The following is a 25387-nucleotide window of genomic DNA, read 5'->3' as shown; positions in this document are numbered from 1 at the left end:
CAGACGAGTGGAGGCGGTACACGTGCTTAAGTTTCCTGCGGTGTCGATGCGCCACACTATTTTTATCCGGATGGTTGTGACTTATCTAGCTATTATTCTGCCGATTCTGCTGCTTGGACTCTACCTCTACAACTGGAGCTACAGGAATGCAAGCCAGGATCTGTCCAGAGCGACTCTGTCGCAATTAACCTATTATCTGGAGGACCTGAACCGTGAGGTGGAGTGGATGGAGATCCAGCAGTATGATCTTGCCCAGGATACCGAGCTGAACAAGATTGCCGTTACCTGGAATTATATGGACGATGTTCAAAAGCGGGAGAGCCTGAACTACATCACGCAGCGGCTCACCTCCCTGAAGAACAGCAGCGCCTATATCGGCGATGTGTTCGTTCATATCCGTACCATTAACAAAACGCTGTCCGCGATGAACGGCATTGATCAGTTTGACAGCAGCAAGTTCAATTTCTTCCGGTCGGTCGATCTGAGAAAAGAAGGGCGGCTGATCAACTGGAACAACTTCCTGGAGCTCAGCGTTACCCAGTCAAGCGGGAGGATGGGCGAACCGCCGCTGTTCATCGTTCAGATCGAGCTGGACAACGAGAAGCTGAGGGATTCGCTCCGGGCGATTAACGCGTACGAAGAGAGCGGCTCGCTGCTGGTCTCGCGGCTGACGGACTATGCGCTCGGTACGGAGAACAGCTCCCCGGAGCTGATTGAGAGCTATCACCAGGCGGTTGATGAAGGGAACCTGTACAACTGGGAGCTGGACGGAATACGGTATCATATCGACAGCTTCTCTTCTGACAGGCTGGGGATGGCTGTGGCCACCTATTTGCCGGAGAAGGCGGTCAAGCGCCCGCTGACCAAGTTCGTGGTCTGGGCCTGGCTGTTCGCGGCGGCGTCCTTCCTGGCGGTGCTGATCTATTCCTACGCGACCTATAAGTTCGTTCAGAAGCCGCTGCTTGTACTGATCCGCAGCTTCAAACGGATGGAGAGCGGTACGCTTGATATTCAGATTGACCATGCCCGCAAGGATGAATTCGGCTATCTGTATCTCCGGTTCAACCAGATGCTCAGCAGGCTGCGAATGCTGATTGACCAGGATTACACCCAGAAGCTGATGATGCAGCGGGCGGAGCTGAAGCAGCTCCAGTCGCAGATCAACCCGCATTTCCTCTATAACAGCTTCTTCATTCTCAGCGCCCTGGCGAAGCAGGGGGACAGCTCCCGGATTGAGGAGTTCGCTGGCATGCTGGGCGAATATTTCCGGTTCATCACCCGTAACGGAGAGGATAATGTCCGGCTTGCGGAGGAGACGCGCCATTCCCGGATGTACACGGAGATCCAGAAGATGCGCTTCTCCAGGCGCATTCAGGTTCAGTTCGACGAGTTGCCGGAAGCCATGGAGGAGCTGCGGGTTCCGCGCCTGATTCTCCAGCCTATTATCGAGAATGCCTATGAGCATTGTTTGGAGAAGCAGGCGGAGGATGGGGAGCTGCGGATTTCTTTTGAACAGGAGGAACGGGAGATCCGCATTATTGTCGAGGATAACGGATGCGGGCTGACCGATGAACGGATCGAGACCTTGAGAAGGCGGCTGAATCAGAACGGCGGCACGCATGAAGTTACCGGCATGAGCAATATTCACCGGCGCATCCAGTTAATCTACGGGGAAGGCAGCGGCCTGTTCCTGGACAGAAGCACACTAAGCGGCCTCCGGGTTGAAATCCGGATTAGGCTCACGGGAGGTGAAGGTCTTGTACAGACTATTGATCGTTGATGATGAAGAGATTATAACAGACGGCTTATACGAGGCGTTCAACCAGTTGCTTCCGGACAAGCTGGATGTCTACAAGGTCTATTCGGCAAAAGCGGCCCTGGAGTGGCTCTCGCGCACCCGGATCGATATTGTGCTGACGGATATCCGCATGCCCGGCATGAGCGGGCTGGAGATGTCTGAGCAGATCCGGGAGTTTTGGCCGCGGTCGCGGATTGTTTTTCTGACCGGCTACAGCGAATTCGATTACGCTTATAGCGCGCTGCAGCTTCCCGGGGCCCGTTATCTGCTGAAGACGGAAGGCTTCGACAAGATTATTGAGACGGTGCAGGAGGTGCTGCAGGAGATTGAGCAGGGCAATATGCTGAGCGAGCTGCTGGAGCAGTCCAGGGAGCAGCGCGATTCCATGGAGACGGCGGCGCAGGGCGATTATCTCCGCCATCTGCTTCAGGACAGCCAGGCCTTGTGTGCAGATATGGATGTGTTACGTGCAGATTTCAGCAAGCTGGGCATCGGTCTGGAAGCCGAATCCCCGGTGATGCTCGTTCTTGGACGGCCTACATACGCGGAGGGTATCTCATACATGGACCGGCGCGAGCTTCTGACCTCCTCCCGCCTGATCTGGAATTCCCATCTGGCGGAGATGACCCGGCATGCCTGGGTGCTTGACCGGCACGGGGATCTCTTGTGGCTGCTGCAGCCACTGGATAATGCCGGGGCTGCCTTCGGCGGGAATTTCGCGCGGTATCTGGAGGGAACGCTGGAGATGATTCAGGATTCCTGCCGGCAGACGCTGGGCCTGCCGGTTGCTTTTACGGTCAGCGGCTCAGCCTGTGCCTGGACAGAGACCGGCCGCCATTACGAGCGGCTTCACCGGCTGCAGCAGATGAAGATCGGGGACGGCATCTCCATGGTGCAGATTGACCGCGGCGGTCCGCCGGAGCCTGACATCGTCCGTGAGACGGGGGTGCGGCTCCACCAGCGGGTGGAGAATCTTGCGGCCCATCTGGATGCCGGACGGCGTGAGCGGTTCGCGGAGACGCTGGAGGAGATCCGGGAAGGCATTCATTCGGGCGTCTCTGTGGAAGAAGCGGCCGAGCTGTATTATACGGTTGCGCTTGTGCTGCTGTCCCATATGAACCGCTCGGAGCTCTATAGCCTTGTCAATGAGTATGGCAAGCTGATGCGGCTGGACGAGCATTCGTCTCTGGGGGAAGGCATCTATTATCTGGAGCGGCTGGCCTCAGATCTCTTCGAGCGGAGAAGCACAGCCGAGAAGGAGCGCTCCTCGGAGGTCATTGAGCGGATCTGCGATTATATCCACAGCCACTTGGGTGAGGACCTGTCTCTGGTGCGGCTGGCTGAGCTCCATTATTTCAATCCGTCGTACCTGTCCCGCTTCTTCAAGCAGGAGCAGGGCATTAACCTGTCAGAATACATCGATCAGTGCCGGGCGGTCAAGGCGAAGGAGCTGCTGGGAAATGAAGCGCTCAAAATCCGCGATGTAGCAATGTATGTCGGCTATGAAGCCCACCATTCCTTCACCCGCTTCTTCAAAAAAATGACGGGAATGACCCCTCAGGAATACAGGGAGTCTCTACATGTAAATCTATAATTTGTAAGTCTATCAACTATAATCACACAGGTTTCCGCCCGTCTCCACGCAGAGTACAATTCAGATGTATTCGCTTTCATTAAGACGGCATCCGCCGATTCCACGAAATGAGAAGGAGATGGGTATCTGTGAGAAAAAGGAAGTTAAGCTTATCCATGAAGCTGCTGGTGATGCTGGCCCTGCTGTTAACGCCGATGCAGTCCGGCGGAGGCACTGCAAACGCTTGGGAGGGTTCGCCTGTTCCCAAGCTGCATGTAAGCGGCAATCAGCTGGTGAACGGCAGCGGACAGCCCGTACTGCTCAGCGGCTGGCATCAGCCTACCGGGGCTTACTGGACGTATCAGAACAGCAATTATTATCTGAACCGCAACGGCGGCAACCGGCATAAGGCCACTCTGGAGTACCTGAAAGAGATCACAGATACCTTCACCAGCACCTCCGCCAAATACGGCAACAGCCACGGCTGGTACTCGAATCAGGTCCGCCTGTTCATCGACCGCGAGGATATGGGCGATGTCGCAGCCGGAACGTATAACTTCGCGGGCCTTCAGGCAGCTACCCAGAATCTGATCATTCCTTATGTAGAGTATGCGAAGACAAAGGGGCTGTATGTCACGCTGGGGCTGGACTTCACCCTGCTGGACAACAAGGCGACTACCCAGGCCAACCTGGACAAGTTCAATCAGATCTGGGGTTATCTGGCCTCTCAGCCGGGACTCAAGAGCGCGGATAATGTGATGTTCGAGCTGGTGAACGAGCCGGTGCTGAGCGATGTGAACGGACAATGGGGCGGCAATCCCTCCCAGCCGAACTTCGCGGTGTTCTGGAATTCGCTGAAGAACTTCCAGAACTCGATGATCTCGACCATCCGCAGCAAAGGCGCGGACAATGTGATCTGGGCTTCGGGACTCGGCTGGGATCAGCATTATCAGCTGACGGCATCGAGTCCGCTGACCGATCCGCTTAACAATTACGGGTATGCCGTGCACTGGTACCCGGGCTACGGCGCTTATGACAATTTCAACTCGCTTCAGCAGATCTGGGATAGCAGCATCAAGCCTGCGGCCGATGCTTACCCGATCAATATTACGGAAACCACCTGGTTCAAGAACCAGCCGGGCGACTCCTCGTATTGGGATCTGTTCAACGGTACGAACGCGGGCTTCGGCAAGAATACCAAAGCCATCTTCACTGCCGCCGGCAATGTCAGCATTGCCGTCCATATGAACGGCTTCCTGCTTAATCCCGGTCCGAAAAGCTCCTTCGCCGATCCGGACGGCGGGCTGCTCTATGACGGCAATGCCACCCGGGACGGTATGGCACGGTTTATCTTCGAATGGTACTATGAGCGGGCACAGTTCAACCCTTGGAACGGGGTGTGGAACGGAGTTACCAACAATGCCAAGTACAAGCTGATCAACAGGGCGTCAGGCAAAGCGATTGACGTTCCGAACGGGCAGAATACGAATTCCCTTCAGCTCCAGCAGTGGCCGGAGAACACCGCGCTGGCTCAGCAATGGACGGCTACCGATATGGGCACGTACAATAATATTTACCGGCTGCGCAGCGTGAACTCCTCTGATAACAAAGTGATGGATGTGCGGAACGGCACGAAGAATAACGGCGAAGCCATCCAGCTGATGCAGGATTTGAACAACACCGCCCAGCAGTTCCGGCTCATCAAGCTGAGCAACGGCTACTGGAGCATTCTCAATGTGAACAGTAACAAGGCAGTCGAAGTCACAGGTGCCTCCACCGCAGACGGCGCGAAGCTCCAGCAGAACCTCTACCGCGGCGACCTGCACCAGCAATGGAAGCTGGTTCAGGTGAACTAGAGCTTTATGGTAAGAGCCCCCTTCTCCATCTGCAGGGCGGTCCGGGAAAGTACCGGATTGCCCTGCGGGGGGAGGGGGCTTTTTTGAGCGTGCGGGAGGTGCAAGTGAGAAATGTAATCGAAAAACCGATTAGATTCAGCGCTGCGGAGGCGTGCGGGGGAAATGTAATCGAAAAACCGATTACACTCGGCGCTGCGGAGGCGTGCGGGCAAAATGTAATCGAAAAACCGATTACATTCGGCGCTGCGGAGGCGTGCGGGCGAAATGTAATCGAAAAACCGATTACACTCGGCGCTAGCGGAGGCGCGCGGGGGAAATGTAATCGAAAAACCGATTACACTTGGCGCTGCGGAGGCGTGCGGGCGAAATGTAATCGAAAAACCGATTACACTTGGCGCTGCGGAGGCGTGCGGGCGAAATGTAATCGAAAAACCGATTACACTCGGCGCTAGCGGAGGCGTGCGGGCGAAATGTAATCGAAAAACCGATTACACTCGGCGCTGCGGAGGCGCGTGGGCGAAATGTAATCGAAAAACCGATTACACTCGGCGCTAGCGGAGGCGTGCGGGCGAAATGTAATCGAAAAACCGATTACACTCGGCGCTGCGGAGGCGCGTGGGCGAAATGTAATCGAAAAACAGATTACATTCGGCGCTGCGGAGGCGCGTGGGCGAAAGGTAATCGAAAAACAGATTACATTCGGCACTGCGGAGGCGTGCGGGGGTGCGAGAGCAAATGTGTGTGAAAAACCGAATACATTTTGCGCGCGGGGAGGTACGGGAGATGGGTGGCGACGGGTGGCGGGCCGGGCGCAAATGTGCGGAGGGAAACAGTTGCCTTTTATACACTTGCTGATGAACACAAGGCTCCTCCTGATGGCGTAAAGTAAGTTGTGTACCACAATTTGGAGCCTAGCCAGGCACCAAAAAAGTAGGGTATCCTCGGGTTTACCACAACACCAAGAAGGAGCCCTACTCGATGACTATTGTACCCGAACATATGCTAAATAATCTATTTGAAAAACTTGTTAAAGACTTCATGAAAGAGAATATGGAATCGCTCCTGCGTGCCGAAATCCAAGGGTTTATGTCGAGTGAAGAAGCCGGTGCCAGCAATAGCCGTAACGGATACTATACACGGGATCTGCATACGAGATACGGCCATATCGAGGATCTTCAGGTTCCCCGGGACCGCCAGGGTCTCTTTCAAACTCAGATGTTTGAACCCTACCAACGGCGGGAGGGCTGGCTGGAAGAAGCGGTGATCCAGATGTATAAATCCGGCATGGGAACCCGGGACGTGGCCCGATTTATTGAAAGCATGTTCGGCAGCCATTACTCGCCCACCACCATCAGTAACATCACCGCTACGGTGCTGGAGGATATCCACCAGTGGCAGAAACGTCCGCTGAGCAAACGCTACTCTGTGATCTACCTGGATGGGCTGTACGTGAAGCTTAAACGGGGCACGGTCCGGGGCGAAGTCGTCTATTTTGCCATGGGAATCGACGAAGAAGGTCAGCGTCAAATCCTGGGGTTCTACGTAGGGGGTCAAGAGAGCTCGAATGGCTGGCGGGAGGTGCTCAAAGATCTGTACGCACGCGGGGCCCAGGAAGTGCTGCTCGGTGTATTTGACGGACTGCCGGGGCTCGATGCGGCCTTTAAAGAAACCTACCCGCAGGCGGATGTGCAGCATTGTGTGGTGCACAAAGTACGAGCCACGTTACCCAAAATCCGTGTGGAGCACAAAACCGATGTGATTAAGGCCCTGAAGACCGTGTATGATGCACCAGATGAGGTCGTGGCCCGGGCGAACTTTGACACGGTGAAAGCGAAGTGGAATGCGTTATACCCGAAGGAAATGCGGTCTTGGGAGGAGCAGCTTTCGACGTTACTGACGTTCTACAAGTACCCGGAACCGATGCGTAAAGCGATTTACACGTCCAATCCCATTGAGCGAATGAACAAGGAAATCCGCAAACGTCTGAAGCCGATGAACAGCCTGACCAACATGGATGCGGCAGAAAAAATCGTGTATCTGGAGATGTTAGGCTACAACGAAAGGTTTGGGCAGCGAGTCACCCCTGGCTTTGGGGTGGACACGTTGAAAAAGAAGCTCAGCCAGCTCTATGAAGCCCGCTACCCTTCGTTGCCCACAGTCGAAGAAGAGTAGCCAATGAATCCAATTTCTGGGGGTCGGGGTTCCCCCTCCCCCAGAAACACTACACCCCCAACCCGTAACCCCGGGGAGGTACTTCTACTCATTTACACAAACTTCTTGACGCTACCCTCCTCTCCTGCGCCAACGGTTGGAAAAACAACACTTAATTATACACATTTCCACTAAAGTGACGAGATCAAACTAATTTGATGCTGCTTTTCCACTTACTCCCGCCCAATCCTGAGAATCCAGCCAATTAAGATACCTTTGTCCACCTATTTCCGAGAGAGAAGATGACACAAGTAGTTTTGCTTGCAGCAGGGCCAGAGAAGGTGTGATTGTTCAACCAGCCTACCCGCCCACTCCCGTCGAAGTTGCTGTATATGCGCCCGCAAGCATCACAATCCGCATAAAACATACCAAGCTCTTTACACCTTCGACTCTCTCACTCCGTATATAAGAAAAGCAACATACCTCCATACGAAAGCAACGTTAAGCTATGTATTATAAAGGTTTTATGTGATTAAATACATAAAGAATACAGCATTTCCCCAGGGATCAATACCTCTCATAATGCGAAAGGATGAATACAAATTATGGACAAGCAGCAACAGCTCGGCTTAACGCCGCCGATGGGGTGGAATTCGTGGAACACTTTTACTTGGGATATCAACGAGCAATTGATCCGGGAAGCGGCCGATACGCTGGTGGCGGATGGTTATAAGGATGCAGGGTACGAATACATTGTCATTGACGATTGCTGGAGCCTCAAGGAGCGGGATGAGCAGGGCAGGCTGGTGGCAGATCCGGTTAAATTCCCGAACGGAATGAAGGCGGTTGCAGATTATATTCACTCCAAGGGACTGAAGTTCGGGATGTACTCTTGTGTGGGAACACATACTTGCGCCGGGTATCCGGGCAGTTTTGAGCATGAATTCCAGGATGCCGCTTCGCTGGCCGAATGGGGCGTAGACTTCCTGAAGTATGATTACTGCTTTAAGCCAAGACATATGTCTGGAGAGCTGCTGTACAAACGGATGAGTCTTGCGCTTAAGAACTGCGGACGGGACATCCTTTTCTCCGCTTGTAACTGGGGTGAGGATAATGTCTACCAGTGGATTCGTGAATCCGGCGCGCATATGTACCGTTCTACGGGCGATATTCAGGACAGCTGGGAATCGATCAAGACTCTCGCGCTGTCGCAGCTCGACAAAGCCGCCTACACCGGAGCCTACTGCCATAATGATCTGGATATGCTCGTCGTGGGCATGTACGGGGGCAGCAACAGTGACTTCATCGGCAGTCAGATTGGCGGCTGTACAGATGTGGAGTACAAGACCCACTTCTCGCTGTGGAGCCTGATGGGTTCTCCGCTAATGATCGGCAGTGACATCCGCAAGGCGAATGAGGCGACTAAGAACATTCTGCTGAACCCGGATCTGATTGCCATCAACCAGGATATCGAGGGCCGCGGAGCTTACCGCATTAAGCCTGAGCCGCAGTGGTTCCATACCAATGAAGTATTCATGCTGGTAAAAGTATTGGCAGACGGTGACCTGGCCATCGGGTTCTTCAACCTGAGCGATGGCCAGCGAGAGATGTCGCTGCAATTCTGGGATTTCGGACTTCCGTATGCCTCCGGCAAATCGCTGTCCCTGTATGACTGCTGGGAGCACAAGGAACTTGGCGTGTTCAGGGAAAGATATGCTCCGGTCATTCCGGCTCATGATTGTCTGATTGTACGGGCTAAGATCGTCTAACGGGCAGCCAAAAAAATGAGCAGAACCTGCAGAAAATGCGGCGTCCCCTTAATGACGGATGATGTGGCGATTTACCTCAAGCTGGTCACACGCAATGCCCAGGATTTCCTGTGCATCGACTGCCTCGGTGTTCAGTTGAAATGCGGACGAGAGCCGATTGAGCGGCTGATTAAGTATTTCCGGGAATCGGGAAAATGTGTGTTGTTCCGTTAACACCTTCCAAAATGTAAGAATAGGTCTGTCCCGCAAGGCGTTAGCGCTTGTGTGGGACAGGCCTGTTTCGGCTGAGCGTACCTCCGTAATCCCTACGAACTGTCAACAGTAAGTAGGCTAGGTGGTGGAAGTGAGATGTATAAATCCCTCTGATTGGACTAGAAGTGGGCGGAATGAGCAAATGAGATGTATAAATCCCTCTGATTGGACTGAAGTGGGCGGAATGAGCAAATGAGATGTATAAATCCCTCTAATTGGACTAGAAGTAGGCAGAATGAGTAAATGAGATGTATAAATCCCTATAATTGGACTGGGAGTAGGCAGAATGAGTAAATGAGATGTATAAATCCCTCTGGGTGCGCCGGAGTGAACGGCAAGGGGGAGGTAGGAGATCGGATGGTAGATTGAGCCAATTGCGAGGGAGGAGTAATTGACTAAACAGAGCAGCATATCTCGGGTATTATTCAATACCCCGAGACTGCTGCTCTGTATGTTATTGAGAGTCTATAGGTGTGCTCTGTAAGTAACCAGTATCTAGTGGGTCAGTTCACGAAGCCCGCCTGTTCCAGCAATCTTAGAATTACCGTGGCGGCTTCCGCGCGGGTGGCGGATTGGCCCGGGTGGAATTGCCCGTCAGGCGTTCCGGTGATGAGGCCTGCCTGAACCGCCTTGGCAACATCCTGCTGTGCCCAGCCGGCAATCTGGCCTGCGTCTTTGAACGCTGCTGCCTGTGCTTCGGAAGCTGGAAGCGGCGCGCCAGCAAGCGCCATGGCCTTCACCAGAATAACTGTCATCTCCTGGCGTGTTACCTTGTCATTCGGCCGGAAGGTGTTGTCCGTTCCGCCCTGTACCAGCCCGAGCTGAACGGCTGCCCCGATGCTTCCGGCATACCATGCACCGGTGGGGATATCTTTGAACGAACTGGCTGCCGGACCGGAAGAGGAGAAGCCAAGCGCACGAACAATCATCGCTGCGAATTCAGCGCGCGTTGTGGTACCGTCCGGTGCGAAGCGGCTATCCGTAAGTCCGGTTAGGATATACTTGGAGGCCAGTCGGTGAACGGCTTCCTGGGCCCAGTGGCCGTTCATATCTGCAAAGGTCTTGTTGCTGGAGATTACCGCAAACGTACCGTTGCTAGGACTGTGGAAAGATACTTCGCCTACATTAAAGGTTGCCGGTACAAAGCTGAAGCTGCCGTTATTCTCCACCCGCACGACTGTCGCATTCCGGCTGCTCACCGGAGTGCTGAGCGGCAGGGTATGCCGGGCATAACTGCCGCCGAAGCCCGGAATCTCCACCGACCGGCCACCGGCCTCAGCCTTCACTGTATACTCCACCGCCTGGCCGATGAGCTGGCCTTGGGCGGAGAGGGCAACTTGACGGATCGCTTGCTGCCGCTCTTCTGGCAGCACCGTCATGCTGACGGTAAGCTTCCAGTCTTCGCTTCCCAATTGCTGCCCCAGCGCTGCCGGATTAAGAGCACTCACAGGGAAGTGGATGGTGCCTAGTGTAGAGGTAACCGTGATCTGCTCTGCTGCCTGAACCTGCTTGGCGTCCAGAGTGGCTGTTGCTGAGGTGCCGTTAACCGTAGCTTCAACGTTAAGTTGACTGCTGCCTGGAGCTACAGGCTGCACCGAACCTACGGTGTTGCCGCTAGTAGTATTAGTGCTACTTCCACCGTTACCACTGGAAGTCCCGCCATTACCGCCGCCGCCATTATCGCCGCCGCCATTATCGCCGCCGCCGTTGTCCCCGCCGCCGTTGTCCCCGCCGCCATTACCGCCGCCGCCATTACCGCCGCCGCCATTACCGCCGCCGCCATTACCGCCGCCGCCATTATCGCCGCCGCCATTATCGCCGCCGCCATTATCGCCGCCGCCGTTGTCCCCGCCGCCGTTGTCCCCGCCGCCGTTGTCGCCGCCGCCGTTGTCCCCGCCGCCGCCATTACCGCCGCCGTTGTCCCCGCCGCCATTATCGCCGCCGCCATTATCGCCGCCGCCATTATCGCCGCCGCCATTATCGCCGCCGCCATTATCGCCGCCGCCGTTATCACCGCCGCCGTTATCACCGCCGCCGTTATCACCGCCGCCGTTATCACCGCCGCCGTTATCACCGCCGCCGTTATCACCGCCGCCATTATCACCGCCGCCGTTTACCTCCAGCGTGTGACGGGCATACAGATCGAACCGGTCGAATGCCGGTGTGTACTGGCGCGGGACTGCTGTGTAAGGCGTGAAGCCTTGCGCGCCGCTTCCGCCATAAGGATTGGAGCCGCCGTTGTACGTATTATTGTTAGAGAAGCGGATCGTATTCACGCCTGCCTTCAGTTCCACATCCAGTGTCTGGGTAGTGAATTGCTGCCAGGAGATGGTGTTCTTGAAGTAGACCGTCTGCGGTTCGCCGCCGTTGACACTTACTTGCGCATAACGTTCAACGACATCATTGTTGTAAGCATGGGTTCCCGCACTCTCACCATTGGCATAAGTGACCACCAGCTTGTAGGTGCCTGCCTTAGGCACGTTAATGTTCCTAAGCTCCAGATACCGCTCTGCTCCGTCGTAGGAGGTGATGCCGTTCACATATTTGCCGCCGGAGGCATATTTGGCAAAAGCATCATCCCGGATAAGCGGCAGCTCCGAACCCGCCGGTGTTCCCACCACCACAGCCGCCTCAGACTCCACAGAATATAGAGCAGTCTTACTTACAAAGGCTGCATTAATGTAATCCAGACTAAGTGCCGCGCTGGAGCGCACGTCGATCAGGTTAATACCTCTGCGCAGGAAGACTGGAGCTTTGGCATCCTGCCATTGCCCGTTCGTATTCACCACAGGAAGATCAACCAGCGGCTTACGGTCATGGGCAAGCTGTAGCTTCCCGCCGCCCGCAGAGGCATAGCGTGCGGTTAGCTCATACATCCCGTCCTCCAGCACGCTGACGACGAACCGGGTGTTGGCCACCTGGCTGCCGCCATAGCCGCTCACATATCCGGCCCCCTGGAAGCCTTCCAGGCTGCCGGCCCGGGACAAGCCCTGCTCTGAATCATAGTCGGCGAATTCCGCCTGCACCCGGTAATTCGGAAGTGCGCCGGGCAGCCCGTTATACGTCAGCTCGATGGCATCCAGAGTGGATTCGCCCTGGCCTGCTTCTCCCGTATCCGGGTTGGTTCTGCTGATGCCGATGGAATGGGTGCCCCCTGTCAGATCGGCGAATATAGTATTGCCGCCAAGCAGCTGCATATTGTAGTCGGCACGCAGAACGATTTTGGCTGCCGGCTGATCGTCAATCTTGACGAACCATTCAGAATTGATGCGCTGATTGGCATCACCCGTATTCGATTGATTGCGCAGCGAAGCGGTCGCGCCGCTGCCGCCAATCAGATCCAGACGGTAATTTCCGTCTGCCGGTACGGTCACCTCTGTCCATTTCACGAGGCTGTCCGCAGCCTTGATGCCTGACACATACTGGCCGTTCGAGGCGGAGCGTCCAGTGCTTTTACGCGGATAGTGATCCGTTGTGACTACATTGGTCTGTACCTGCGCATTCTCCGCCTCGTAACGCTTGACGAAGGTCTCCTGCGGAGCATGGCTAACTGCCGGTGTAATGACTGCATAGTAAGCCGAGGTGTAATCATTCAGGTTCACATCCAGCGTGACCGAGCCGTTCTTAACCGGAATATTGCGGTCCAGAATCTGCGCAGGCTCCACCAGGAAGCCGGTCAGGCCGGTGTAGCCTGCATAGAATACAGTGACATGCACCTCTTCCGCCCCGGCCAGGAAGGAAGGGCTGTTCCCGTTGCCGGTGATGTTATTGAATCCGATCTGCCCGTCGCCTTGGGTCCCGCCGAAGGCGATACTGACCTGCTGCTTCTGGTCTTGAATCGAAGTTAACCCGTACAGGCCGGGGCCGAAGGCGTCATTCTCAGCTCTGGCGTTGATCACATTGACCTTGGCCATGTCGCCGCCCATCATGTCGGCATACCATTTGTAGAGCCACCATGCCCCGTTCGGCTCGTTCTGCCCGGCGAGCAGGGACCCGTAGGAGTTGGCGGTATTCCAATACGGCAGCATGCTGTTCATCTTCAGCTCATCGTAACGTGCGATGTAATGGACAAGCGAGCCGCCCACGGCAATCTCTGAAGTGGCCGCATATTCATTAATATCGACTTTGAGCGGGAAGGGAAGAGGGCGGTCCGGGTACAGCTCTTTATAGCGCTGTAAGGACTTCGCTTCCACTGCCCGGAAGGTTGTGACGTTCGAGGCAGCCTGATTAAAGGCTTTGTCCCACAGCATATGCCAGCTGATAATATCGGGCAGACAATCATTCTCCACACAGAAGGGAATGAAATCCTCGAATACTTTAGCCCCGTACTGGGTCAGATTCACGCCGGAAATGACTGCACCGGGATCGATTTCTTTGATCTTCTTAACTACGGCAAGCCAGTCGGCATTGAACACGGCTCTGGAGTTCTTCCCCGTCTGGCTGTCTGACAGCAGCTGGGGATAACGGGTGTTGTTCTGTTCAGGCTCATTGAACGGAATATAGATGAATCTGGAATTGACATCCCGGCCGGGATTTGCCGCAGCCCATTGATCCTTGTAGGCTTTAACGGCCGTTGTAATCGGAATGACAGCTTCCTGAATATATTCCTCTGCCGTTCTGGACGGATAATACCAGTGCTGGTAATAATCCTGCATCACGATATTTACGGCTTCCCCGCCAGCCTCGAAGAAATAATCCGACACTCTGAGTGCATCGCCGGTTGGATGCTGGATGCCGTTCGGCGGCTTCTGGGAGATATGTGAGGGCTTGATCGGAATCAGCGTGTTGATATCCGGCACGTTCGGCTCACTGAGGGCATACAGAGCGCCGGAAGCCCCGTGGTATACAGGTCCTAGCGAGCGGTCGGCGAGATCAACCGTTATTTTGGCCGGATTGGTTACCACGACCTCTTCATGCTTGGTCGCTGTATATAATGCGCTGACCTGACTGGCCGTGAGCTGGACATTGTAGATTCGCAGGTCGTCGAATTTCCCCTTGATGTCTCCATCCGAGGTGTAGAGCGACCGGCCGAATGCATTGAACTTCAGGGCGTCCAGATAGTCGCGCGCAAAAAAGTGCTGGAGTACGGAAGTCATCGTTGCACCTGATGTGCTTTTGCTCTGATCCAGGCCCTTGATGCCGACAGGAGCACCGTTCAGGTAAACTTCATAGGCTCCGCTGCTGTTCATCGTGACGGTCACCTGCTGCCACTTGCCCTTGGCCGGGTTGCGGTTCCAGACGACATCGCCTTTGTAGCTGGCTATCTGGCTTGGGTTCGTGCCGGTATAGATCCGGTTGCTGAACGTGCCGTCCCCGGCGATAATAATGAACTCGGAGTCCTGCCAGCCGCTTACCCCGGCATTGCTCAGCCCCTTCTCGGCAATCGTGGAGGACAGCAGACGGTTATAGGCGTTAGCCGAAGAATCGATGTTAGCCCAAAAGGAGACGGACAGCTCATCCTTGATTCCGCTGTAGAGCTGATCGGGCAGCTTCAGCCAGGCAGTACCGTTCCCGCCGCCGGGCAAGGAGAGGACGTCTCCGCGCTGGTCGTCGTAGACAATGGCAGCTACTCCCTTCAGCTCGGCGCGTTCAGCGGCTGCATCGGGGTAGACGCTGTTCACTACCGTGGTACGGTCAAGCACCTGCCCGGAGCGGAAGCTCCACTGGAACAGGGGGGCCGCTTCAGCAGCGGTTTTCATCGGGGCTTGCTCCGGCGCAGTCTCCTGAACAGGAGCAGCCTCCGGCAGTGCAGCAGCGTCCGCCACCGCACCACCATCCGGCTCCGCCGGGGAAGCAGGTGCTTCATCGGAATCAGGTGCCGTAACCGGATCGGTCACTAACACCGGCTCAGTCACCCATACAGCATCCGACGCCGGAACCGGGTCTGCAGGCAGAGCTGTGGAAGCGCTTGCCAAACTGGAGGGCAGGAGAGTCAGAATTGCCAGTATAGATATCAGTGAACGCTTAAGATATAGCCTCAATAGATACTCACCTCTTTTGTTTTTTAGAGATACCTGTCCTGGATAGAATGGTCTGCACACTTGGGGAAATTCTCTATTCACTAATCCTAATCTCCGCTAACTCCGCATAGGCACCGCAACCTCCCTGTCATGGCTGTTTCGCTTCACCGAGAATGTTAAGGGAATGACCCTTACTATAAAATCAAGCTTTTTTACTGTTTTTGTTCCTTTCTTTACGTCTCTGGGTTACTGCTTGGAGCGGGCAGCCCGGGGAGCTTAAGCGGGAGCCGCACAATTCTGCCAGCCCTTCCTCCGTTATCCCCTTACATGTAAAAAAGGGAACGAAAAGAGTAAAAAAAAGACATGCAGAGCAGGGTGGCGGGAACGCAGCCGGGAGTCTATCATTAAAGGTATTCCACAAAACTCTGCTGCCGGAGGTAATGACTTGAAAGCACCCTTCCCCTTGAAGCCCAGCCGCCGTTTTGTGAGCGTGAAGAACAAGATGCTGTTCTTTTTTCTGCTGGCCATTCTGATTCCGGTTGTGATTCTGTTCGTTAACTCCTATATCTCCTCCCAGCAGATGCTTGAACGTAAATATACGGACCTGCTGGCCGATGTGACGAGACAGTCGAATATCCGCATTGAGGAATTCCTGGAGGACACGAAGCAGATCTCCCTCATCGCCAGCTACGGGATTAACAGCTACATCTCAGCCGTGTCCCAGGAGAACTACCCGGTGCAGAATTTCTTGCACGACAGCTCTGTGACGAACGAACTTCAGGCCACGCAGCTGCTGATGAATTACATCACAATGAAGGACCGCGCCATCTCTATCTATGTCTACAATCTGGTGAACGGCAGCGACCTCTATGTGGCCCCGAACAAGCCTGTCGATTATACCTACAACCCCCGCAAGGAGGACTGGTTCACCGAATTCCTGCGTTCTGACGATATTACGCGCGATTTGCCGACCCGGCTGGACCGGCAGACCAAGGCGGACAACAACTGGACGATCTACAATCTGCGCAAAATCTTCGATATGGAGAACGGCAAGCTGCTCGGCGTTATGGCGGTAAGTGTAGACATAGATTTCATCAACCGGCTGAACAAGCGGATGGAGGCAGGCAACCGTTCAGCCTTCACCGTTACCGATGACAGCGGTATGATTATATTCAACAACAATTATAACCTGATCGGCAAGCCGTTCAGGACACTCTTTCCGGTGCGTGAGGAAGAACTCGCCGCAGGTTCAGGCAGGCAGATAGTCCGCGTAGCCGGGAAGAACTATATTCTCATCCAATCGCCGTTTGAGGTCCATAACTGGAAGACTTATATGTATATGCCGGTGGAAGAGCTGGCGGTCGAAGGCGACATCCTGAAGCGCAACCTGTGGACGATTGCTGTTGTGCTTATCCTGTTTGCCCTGGCCAGTTCGGTGTATATGTCGAATCTGATCACCCGTCCGATCAAGCAGCTGATCCGCAATATGACGCTGGTGGAGCAAGGGAAATTCGATAATCTGCCGGCGGTCCGCTCGAATGACGAGATCGGTGTCATGGCCAGCCGGTTCGAGCAGATGTCCGCTGAACTGAAGCAGCTGGTGGAGCGGATCTACGTGGAGCAGGAGCAGAAGGTGGAGGCCGAGATCCGGGCCTTGCAGGCACAGATCAGCCCCCATTTCCTGTACAATACGTTGAATTCGGTCAAATGGATCGCCACCATGCAGCAGTCTGAGAAAATTGTAGAGATGACTGGGGCGCTGATCTCCATGCTCCGCTATACCGCCAAGACGGACAACCGGCTGGTGCCGATCCGTGAGGAGCTGGAGCACATCAGGCATTATATCGTCATTCAGAAGGTGCGTTATTTCAACCGGATCGAATTCCGCTCTGAAGTGGAGGAGACCCTTGCGGAGCAGGAGATTCCGAAGCTGAGCATCCAGCCGCTGGTGGAGAATGCGATCTTCCACGGAATTGCCGACCAGGAGGACGGGCTGCTGTCTATCGGGGTCCGGCGGGCCGGGAATGCAGAACTTACCATTACGGTAAAAGACAACGGTGCAGGCATGAGCGCTGAGGCGGCTGCGAAGCTGCGCAGCAGGCTGGGCGGCGCAGAGGACAGCGGCGGCATCGGCGTGATCAATGTGCATCAGCGGGTACGCCGGTTATACGGCGAGCCGTACGGGGTATCGTTCGAGAGCAGCCCGGAGCAGGGTGCGGTATTCGTGATCACCATTCCCATTCGGGACAGGAAGGGGGGCTATTGAGTATGCTGGGTGTGATTATCGTGGATGACGAGCTGCTGATGCGTATCGGTCTGAAGTCGATTATCCAATGGGAAGATGAGGGATTCACGATTCTGGGGGAGGCCGCCAACGGACGCGAGGCGCTGGAGCTGGCCGGGACGCACCGGCCGGATCTGATTATTACGGATATCAAAATGCCGGTGATGGACGGCCTGGAGCTGATCCGGGAGGCCCGGCGGCTGGACATCGGCGGAGAGTTCGTCATCCTTAGCTGTCTGGAGGAATTCCAGTATGCCCAGGAGGCGCTCCGGCTTGGGGCGGCGGACTATCTGATCAAGAGCGATATGAAGCCGCAGCAGCTGTTGCATGTGCTGGAGACGGTCAAGAAGCGGGCCGTCCGCCTCTCCGCAGGCAGCTCCGGCGGAATGCCGCCCGGCTCCTACAAGGAGAGTATCGAGCATTTGAAGGAGACGCTGTTCAAGGAAGTGCTGAGCGGCTTCAAGGGCACCGAAGAGGTGCTCGCCCGGCGTGAAGCGCTGCACATCCGCCTGCCGGACGGGCCGATGGTGCTGATGAAGCTGAGGATCAACCGGTTCGACCAGCTCCGGCGCAAGTATGTGGAGCAGGACGAGAAGCTGCTGCGCTATTCGGTGGCGAATATACTGGAAGAGATCCTGCCCCGCAAGCGGGCGAAGGAGATCATCGTCATGAATTCTGCGGAATACGTACTGCTGCTTGATCTCGGGGAGGAAGGGCGGATTGTCCGCGCGGAGATCGAGCGCGCCGCTGCCAAGATCCAGGCGGCGATGAAGGATTTCCTGAAGCTGACCCTGTCGATCGGTATCAGTGCTCCGGCCTCCGGCTTCGACCGGCTGAAGCGTGCATACCAGGAGGCCGACATGGCCCTGGAGGCACTGTTCCTGGAGAACGGCAGCGGCCTGTGCTTCTATGATGAGGCCCGCAGCAGGCAGAGAAGCGGAGAACGGCTGACCCTCGACAAGTCTGCCCTGCGGAGATTCAGGCAGGATACAGAGAGCGGCAGCGGGGAGGCGATAACCTTCCTGAACCGCTTGAAGGAGTCCTTGCTGCAAGAAGGCTGCACGAAGCAGGCGGCGCGCTTAGTCTATATCAGGATGCTGGCGGTGATTCAGTCCTGCTTCCCGGCGTTGCCCGAGCCGAATGAAGCCGGGCTGACCCTGTACGAGAGCATTCTCGGGGAGGAGAGTCTGGAGGGGCTGCACGGGCTCATTACCGGTTATCTGGAGCAGTGCAGAGCGCAGATGTCGCAGGGACAATCCTCCCGGAGCTATGCGGAGCAGGCCAGTGAGCTGATGATGCAGCTCTATGCAGAGGATATCTCGCTGCAGTCGGTGGCGGAGCAGATTAACGTGAACGCCTCCTATCTCAGCCGGGTGTTCAAGCAGGAGACGGGCGAGAACTTCGTCAGCTTCCTGACCCGGCTGCGCATGGAGAAGGCCAAGAGCATGCTCAGGGACAGGAACACCAAGGTCTATGAAGTTGCCGAGCGCGTGGGCTATCCGAACACCGCGTATTTCAGCAAGCTGTTCAAGAAGCTGAACGGCATGAGCCCGGAGGAATACCGGGGCTAGATTGGCAATTGTCAAAAAAAGAACAGAGTCTGTAAAAGAAGTGCATCCGCTGAGGGTGCACTTTTTGCCGCTTCCGGGGAATGGTCAAAAAAAGGAAATGTTACGTAAAAAACCGCCATTTCGATACCGTCCGCCTTCGCCTACTATTGGAGGTGCAGCAGATGCAGCACATCCTAAATGGAAGTTGGGGGTAATTCTAGTGAAGAAAAAAAGCTTAGCAACCGTATTATCCATCCTGCTTGCAGCGGCCACCATGACCGCTTGCGGCAATGGTAACAGCAACAGCAATAACGAGCCGGCTGCACCATCGGCAAGCGCGTCCGCAGAGGCAGCGGCTACACAGCAAGCAGGCGGAGAGAAGGTCCAGCTGACCTACGCGATCTGGGATTCCAATCAGGAGAAGGGACTGCGGACCATTGCCGATGAATTCGAGAGCAAGAACCCGGACATCAAGGTCGATATTGAGGTGACCGGCTGGTCCGATTATTGGACGATGCTGGAAGCGGGAGCCACCGGCGGCTCGCTGCCGGATGTATTCTGGATGCATTCCAATGAGATCTACCGCTATGCGAATAACGGCATGCTGCTTGACCTGACTGATCGTATAAGCAAGAGTGAGGACGTCAAGCTTGAGAATTACCCGGAAGGCCTGAACCAGATCTATAATCTGGGGGGCAAGCAATATGCGGTTCCGAAGGATTTCGATACCATCGGGCTGTGGTACAACAAGACGCTGTTTGACCAGGCAGGTGTGAAATACCCGGATGAGAACTGGACCTGGGATGATCTGCACAGTGCAGCGAAAGCGCTCACCAAGGACGGGGTATACGGCTTCCTTGCGCCGATGCACAACCAGGAGGGGTATTACAACTTCGTCTATCAGAACGGCGGCACCATTATTACAGCGGACAAGAAGTCAGGCTATGACGATCCGAAGACGGTCGAAGCTCTGGATTTCTATGTAAGCTTTGTACGAGACGGGCTGTCGCCAGAGGTGTATGGGGATGCCGAGCGTGCCGATCTGCTGAAGAACGGGAAGGCGGCAATGGGCTTGTTCGGTTCATGGAACCTGAGCGGGTTCACAGAGAACGAATTCATGGCGAAGAATTTCGATGTGGCCGTCCTGCCCAAGAAGGCTGTGCAAGCCTCCATCTACAATGGTCTGGGCAATGCGATTGACGCCAAGGCGAAGCATCCGGAGGAAGCGTGGAAGTTCGTAGAATACTTAAGCTCCAAGGAAGGCCAGGAGCGCCAGGCGGAGCTGGGCGTTGCCATCTCGGCGTACAAAGGCGCGGCTGACAAGTGGGTGGATTCGAACAAGACCTTCAACATCAAGGCATTCGTCGATATGGTGGATTATGGCGTAATTCGTCCGTATTCCAATACAACAGCTGTCTGGGAAGACAAGGCTTATGAAGCGCTGAAGCCGGCATTCTCGGGCAAGGTTACCGTGGAGGAAGCAGCCCGTAATGCAGCCACAGTGATGAATGAGAGCCTGGCGGAAGAGAAATAAGCAAGAGTCATATGCCTGCGGCAGCCTCAGGGCTGCCGCAAGTTTGATAGGAGAGGAAAGCAGATGAATCATACCGTCAAGAGGAAAATTGGAGCCAAAACCTGGAATGAATGGTCCTGGGGCTGGTTTCTGATCGCGCCAACGATGATCGGCCTTATCGTCCTCAACTTCATCCCAATAGTGCAAACCGCTTACCTTAGCTTCTTCAAGAGCGGAGATTTCGGCAGAGGCAATATCTACATCGGCGGGGAGAATTACCGCAAGCTGATTCATGATCCCCAGGTATGGCATGCTGTCGGCAATACACTGCTCTACACCTTGCTGGTCGTTCCTGTCAGCATAGCCATAGCCATGCTGGTAGCAGTCCTGCTGAACGGTAAGCTCGCGGGCCGCTCGCTGTACCGCACGATCTATTTCATCCCGATGGTCGCCGCTCCTGCGGCAGTTACCATGGTATGGCGCTGGATGTATAACCAGCACTACGGCCTCATTAATTACGGGCTATCCAAGCTGGGCCTTCCGGCCGTCAACTGGACGACGGACCCGAGGGTAGCGATCTTATCCATTGCGGTGATCGGAATCTGGAGTGTCATCGGCTATAATATGGTGCTGCTGCTCGCCGGTCTGCAGGAGATCCCGAAGGATTACTACGAGGCCTCGGATATCGACGGAGCCAGCCGGATGCGCCAATTTTTCGTGATCACTCTGCCGCTTGTAACGCCAACACTGTTCTTTGTTGTAGTGACCACGATTATCCAGGCCATGCAAGTGTTCGATGTCATCTATATGATGATCGATGTGAGTAACCCGGCCTATGACCATACAGTATCGCTTGTGTATCTCTTCTATAATAATTCGTTCAAGTACTCGAACAAGGGTTATGGCTCAGCGATTGTAATGGTGTTGCTCGCGCTGATCATGATCATCACCTTCTTCCAGATGCGGGCGCAAAAAAAATGGGTCAACTACATGTAGGAGGCGGCACTATGGCCAAACATAAACAACTTAACCGTATCTTAGCCCACCTTGTGCTGCTCCTGGGAGCAGCCGCCATGATTCTGCCGTTCGTCTGGATGGTGCTGACCTCGTTCAAGTCGGTTACGGAGTCCACCTCGATGAATCCGTTTATCTTTTTCCCCAAGACCTGGCGGGTGGAGAATTATCTGGAGGTATGGCGTCAGAATAATTTTTTGATCCTGTACTGGAATACGTTTGCAATGATGGCGCTCAGGGTGCTGTGCGCGGTGATGTTCAGCGCGATGGCGGCGTATGCTTTTGCCAGACTAAGATTTCCGGGGCGTGACTTCTGCTTCAGTCTGGTGCTGTTCCAGATGATGGTGCCGACCCAGATCTTCATCATCCCGCAATATCTGATGGTCGATGCGCTGGGGATGCGCAATACGATCTTTGCCCTGCTGTTCCCCGGGCTGGTCAGTGCCTTCGGCACCTTCTTATTGAGACAATTCTTCATGGGCCTGCCTAAGGAGCTGGAGGAGGCGGCAAAGATCGACGGCTGCAATATCGGCCAGACCTTTGCCAGAATCATGCTCCCGCTGGTCCGCTCCGGTCTGGTGGCCCTCGGGATATTCACCGCCCTCTTCTCCTTCAAGGACTTGATGTGGCCAATGATCGTCAACACAAGCTCGGATGCAGCGACTCTCTCTTCGGCTCTGGCGAAGATTCAGAGCGCCTTTGCCGTAGACTATCCGGAGCTGATGGCGGCTTCCGTGCTGGCGATTTGGCCGATGCTGCTCATCTACATCCTATTCCAGCGGCAATTTATCGAAGGGATTGCAACTTCGGGGGGCAAGCTCTGATTGTCTGTTGACTGCCATCTATCGGATCGGCCAGAATATAACGATAGGGCAAGAATGTTACAGAAGCGAACGGAGAACAGATGAAGGAAGGGGGAAGCGTCATGAAGAAGTGGAGACCCGGTATCGGGTGCAGCATTGTTCTGCTGCTGTTCACGATTGGCGGCTGTGATACCCGGAGCAGTACAGACGCTTCCCTGCTGTCCGGCGGAGGCGGAGCGGCAGACGTCCGCGAACCCGTCACCCTCCGGTACTCCAGCTATCTTTTGGATACGGCACAAGCAGGCAAAGTGTATTTTGACGCGATTGCCGAATTTGAGAAGCTGTATCCCCATATCCAGATCGATGCAGATTTCATCCAGAACAATAATTATACGGCGGGGATCAAGATCCGGCTGCTGGGCGGCGAGAGGGTGGATGTATTCGATACGTGGTCGCCCAGCCTGTTCGAGGAATTCCGCGCTCTGCGGAGCGATATGTACCTGGACCTGACCGGAGCCGATTTCCTCAAGGAATTCTACCCTAACTCCCTGCTGCCGGTTACGGTTGGCGGCCGCGTGTACGGCGCTCCCGAGGTGATGCACAGTGACGGGCTGCTCTACAACAAAACCTTGTTCGACTCTCTCGGGCTGGAGGTTCCGCGCACCTGGGACGAGTTCCTTGCGCTCTGCGTGAAGCTGAAGCAGGAAGGGCTTATTCCGGTGGCAATGGATGCGGAGTGGTCCACAGCCCAGTTCTTCTGGGGGTCTATCATGTCGGATAACGGGGCGGATGCCGCCTGGACGAAGAAGCTGGAGAGCGGGGAGATCCGGACCCATGATCCGGTGTTCGTGGATGCCATCCAAAAGCACCGGGAGATTATCGACCGGGGGTTCGTGCCGCCGAACTGGAAGAGCCTGAAGCATGAGCAGGCCAAGGATCTGGTCGGCACAGGCCAGGCGGCTATGATTATTACCGGGACCTGGGACATTCCCAGCATCAAGGAGCGGAATCCGGCTCAGGATATCCGGTTCATGATGGTGCCGGGCAGTGTGCGGACGGTGCCGAACATCAATGTCGGCACGTACCGGGTGATCAGCTCGCGGACGGAGCATCCCGAGGAGGCCAAGCAGTTCGTGGCGTTCATGAACGGCAGGGCTACGCAGGAGAAGCTGGCCGCAGGCGCTTTGGCAGTGCCTTCGGTCATCTCGGCCCCGACGGACCGGAGCGATTCGGTCTCATCCATTGCCGCTGCGGTAACGCGCGAGGACGCCACGCTCTATTGGCCGCATACGGTATCGACAGAGTCGCTCCAGGTGAAGATTCTGGAGGGCGTCAACCAGTATCTTGCCGGACAGCCCATGGAGACCGCACTGGCTAATATCCAGCAGGCGATTGATGAGGCTGCGGCTAAGCGGCGGAAATCAGAGTGACCTGAGCAGGAGATGGGAGATACCTCTAGAATACAGTCAGGGAGGCAGTTGAATATATAGACTGAAAGGGTAGGACAAAATGGTTAAATACCGAATGGCAGCTCCGCACGAACGCGAGGAATACATAGACTTGGCCAACCTTGCCTTCCGCTTTAATTTTGAAATTTTGATGCCCAAGGCGTATGACAAGAGCGTAGATTCATCAGCGATGCATAAGGTTGCTGTGGATGAGCAAGGCAGGCTGCGCGCGCTGGTGGCTGTTTTTCCAGAGTCTCTGACGGTATGTGATCATACGCTGCGCACCGGCTACCTGGGTACGGTATCCGTTCATCCGCGTGCGCGTGGCGAAGGGCATATGAAGGCGCTGATGAACCTGTGGCTTGAAGAGCTGTGCGGTACATGTGATATGGTTGTATTATATGGACAGCGGCAGAGATATGAGTATTTCGGCTTCACGCTTGGCGGTGTCATGCTCAAGTATACCGTGACAGAGGCCAATGTGCGCCACAGCTTAAGAGGGTTGGATAACACCGGGATCTCCTTCCGTCCGCTGTTTGAGGTTGAGGGAGGAGCAGAATTTGCGCATAACATGAACACCTCGCGGCTTGCTTATGTTGAACGCAGCTTAGAGCAATTGCCGCTGATTTTCGGTACACTCTGTCAAAAGGCACTCGGCATTCTGGATCAGGGCAGGCTGATCGGTTATCTGGTTGCCAACGAAGCGGGCGATGATATAGCTGAATTCGCAGTGGAGAATCCGGACGATATTCTGCGGACAATTAAGGCTTACGTGGCTTACAGCAGAGCCGGGCGAATAACGTTGCACGCGCCGGAATATGACATCCCGCTGAATAAGGCTCTTGGCGGCATTGCCGAAGACTTCGTAATCGAGAATTCGGATATGTATCATATTCTGGATTTCGCCAACGTCCTGAAGGCGTACCTTACGCTGAAGTTCAAGACCACCGGCATTGCCTGGGGGGAGTTCTCAGCAGTGATGGACGGACAGCCGGTGACGGCGCGGGTGGACGAAGTGGGGGTTACGGTTGAGCGGTCAGCCCGGCCGGATGCCGTGATTCTTGACCGGCAGCAGGCCCAGGTCCTGCTGCTCACGCAGCACAGCCGTTATATGGCAGTGGACGCGCCTATAGGCTGGTTCCCGCTGCCCCTGTTCTGGTACAAGATTGATAAATACTGATTCATCCGTTACGTGATAATCCCGACCCGATGCGAGGAATGGACAAGCCGGATAAGAGCGCTTACGCGCCTGCCTCCGGCTTGTTAAACGTATAATATTTTGGGGAGCGCAAACAGTTGGAATCTCTCCACTTGCTGAGGAACAAATGTACCCTGGTAGAACAGCAGTTGGATAAATGGCACTTAAATAATCGCATTTCAACCCAAGCAGCTGAAACCACCTGTAGTAGTTGGAGT

General features: G+C 55.2%; 14 protein-coding genes. 13 read left to right on the top strand and 1 reads right to left on the bottom strand.

Features of this window, described 5'->3' with window-relative positions:
- Positions 1–7: 7 nt before the first annotated feature.
- From NST04_RS24525 to NST04_RS24500, 6 genes are all read left to right on the top strand, one after another.
- The gene (locus NST04_RS24525) at positions 8–1780 is read left to right on the top strand and encodes a sensor histidine kinase (RefSeq protein ID WP_341186556.1); all 1773 of its coding nucleotides are present in this window, start codon (positions 8–10) and stop codon (positions 1778–1780) included.
- Positions 1758–3392, top strand: coding sequence for a response regulator (locus NST04_RS24520; protein ID WP_341186555.1), 1635 nt, complete (start codon positions 1758–1760; stop codon positions 3390–3392). Before NST04_RS24525 ends, NST04_RS24520 begins: the two co-directional genes overlap by 23 nt.
- Before the next feature lie 128 nt (positions 3393–3520).
- The gene (locus NST04_RS24515; protein ID WP_341186554.1) at positions 3521–5227 is read left to right on the top strand and encodes an RICIN domain-containing protein; all 1707 of its coding nucleotides are present in this window, start codon (positions 3521–3523) and stop codon (positions 5225–5227) included.
- Positions 5228–6205: 978 nt separating this feature from the next.
- The gene (locus NST04_RS24510) at positions 6206–7399 is read left to right on the top strand and encodes an IS256 family transposase (protein ID WP_341186553.1); all 1194 of its coding nucleotides are present in this window, start codon (positions 6206–6208) and stop codon (positions 7397–7399) included.
- 584 nt (positions 7400–7983) lie between these two features.
- Positions 7984–9147 carry a glycoside hydrolase family 27 protein gene (locus NST04_RS24505; RefSeq protein WP_341186552.1) on the top strand — a complete coding sequence of 388 codons (1164 nt, stop codon included), beginning with the start codon at positions 7984–7986 and terminating at the stop codon, positions 9145–9147.
- 51 nt (positions 9148–9198) lie between these two features.
- A complete protein-coding gene (locus NST04_RS24500) occupies positions 9199–9360 on the top strand; it encodes a hypothetical protein (RefSeq protein ID WP_341186551.1) in 162 nt (53 codons plus the stop codon).
- Positions 9361–9902: 542 nt separating this feature from the next.
- Here NST04_RS24500 and NST04_RS24495 read toward each other — a convergent pair.
- Complete coding sequence (locus NST04_RS24495) at positions 9903–15314, bottom strand: S-layer homology domain-containing protein (protein ID WP_341186550.1); 5412 nt, start codon at positions 15312–15314, stop codon at positions 9903–9905.
- Positions 15315–15804: 490 nt separating this feature from the next.
- Here NST04_RS24495 and NST04_RS24490 point away from each other — a divergent pair, with 490 nt between their 5' ends.
- The 7 genes from NST04_RS24490 (at position 15805) to NST04_RS24460 (ending at position 25151) form a co-directional block, all read left to right on the top strand.
- On the top strand, positions 15805–17625 hold the full coding sequence (locus tag NST04_RS24490; protein WP_341186549.1) for a sensor histidine kinase: 1821 nt from the start codon (positions 15805–15807) through the stop codon (positions 17623–17625).
- A 2-nt stretch (positions 17626–17627) separates the two neighbouring features.
- Entirely contained in the window at positions 17628–19214 is a 1587-nt protein-coding gene (locus NST04_RS24485; protein ID WP_341186833.1) for a response regulator, read from the top strand.
- A 199-nt stretch (positions 19215–19413) separates the two neighbouring features.
- Positions 19414–20727, top strand: coding sequence for an ABC transporter substrate-binding protein (locus tag NST04_RS24480; RefSeq protein ID WP_341186548.1), 1314 nt, complete (start codon positions 19414–19416; stop codon positions 20725–20727).
- Positions 20728–20790: 63 nt separating this feature from the next.
- Positions 20791–21702: a carbohydrate ABC transporter permease gene (locus NST04_RS24475; RefSeq protein ID WP_341186547.1), complete on the top strand. Its 912-nt coding sequence runs from the start codon at positions 20791–20793 to the stop codon at positions 21700–21702.
- A gap of 11 nt (positions 21703–21713) precedes the next feature.
- Entirely contained in the window at positions 21714–22544 is an 831-nt protein-coding gene (locus NST04_RS24470) for a carbohydrate ABC transporter permease (RefSeq protein WP_339313710.1), read from the top strand.
- A gap of 101 nt (positions 22545–22645) precedes the next feature.
- Positions 22646–23953, top strand: a complete 1308-nt coding sequence (locus NST04_RS24465; RefSeq protein ID WP_341186546.1) for an ABC transporter substrate-binding protein — start codon at positions 22646–22648, stop codon at positions 23951–23953.
- A 79-nt stretch (positions 23954–24032) separates the two neighbouring features.
- A complete protein-coding gene (locus NST04_RS24460) occupies positions 24033–25151 on the top strand; it encodes a GNAT family N-acetyltransferase (protein ID WP_341186545.1) in 1119 nt (372 codons plus the stop codon).
- Positions 25152–25387 lie beyond the last annotated feature (236 nt).

It is taken from the genome of Paenibacillus sp. FSL H7-0756 (assembly GCF_038006765.1).
In the GTDB taxonomy this organism is placed as follows: Bacteria; Bacillota; Bacilli; order Paenibacillales; family Paenibacillaceae; genus Paenibacillus_AQ.
Note: the sequence above shows the minus strand (reverse complement) of the source record. Positions and strands in the feature narration are given on the sequence as shown.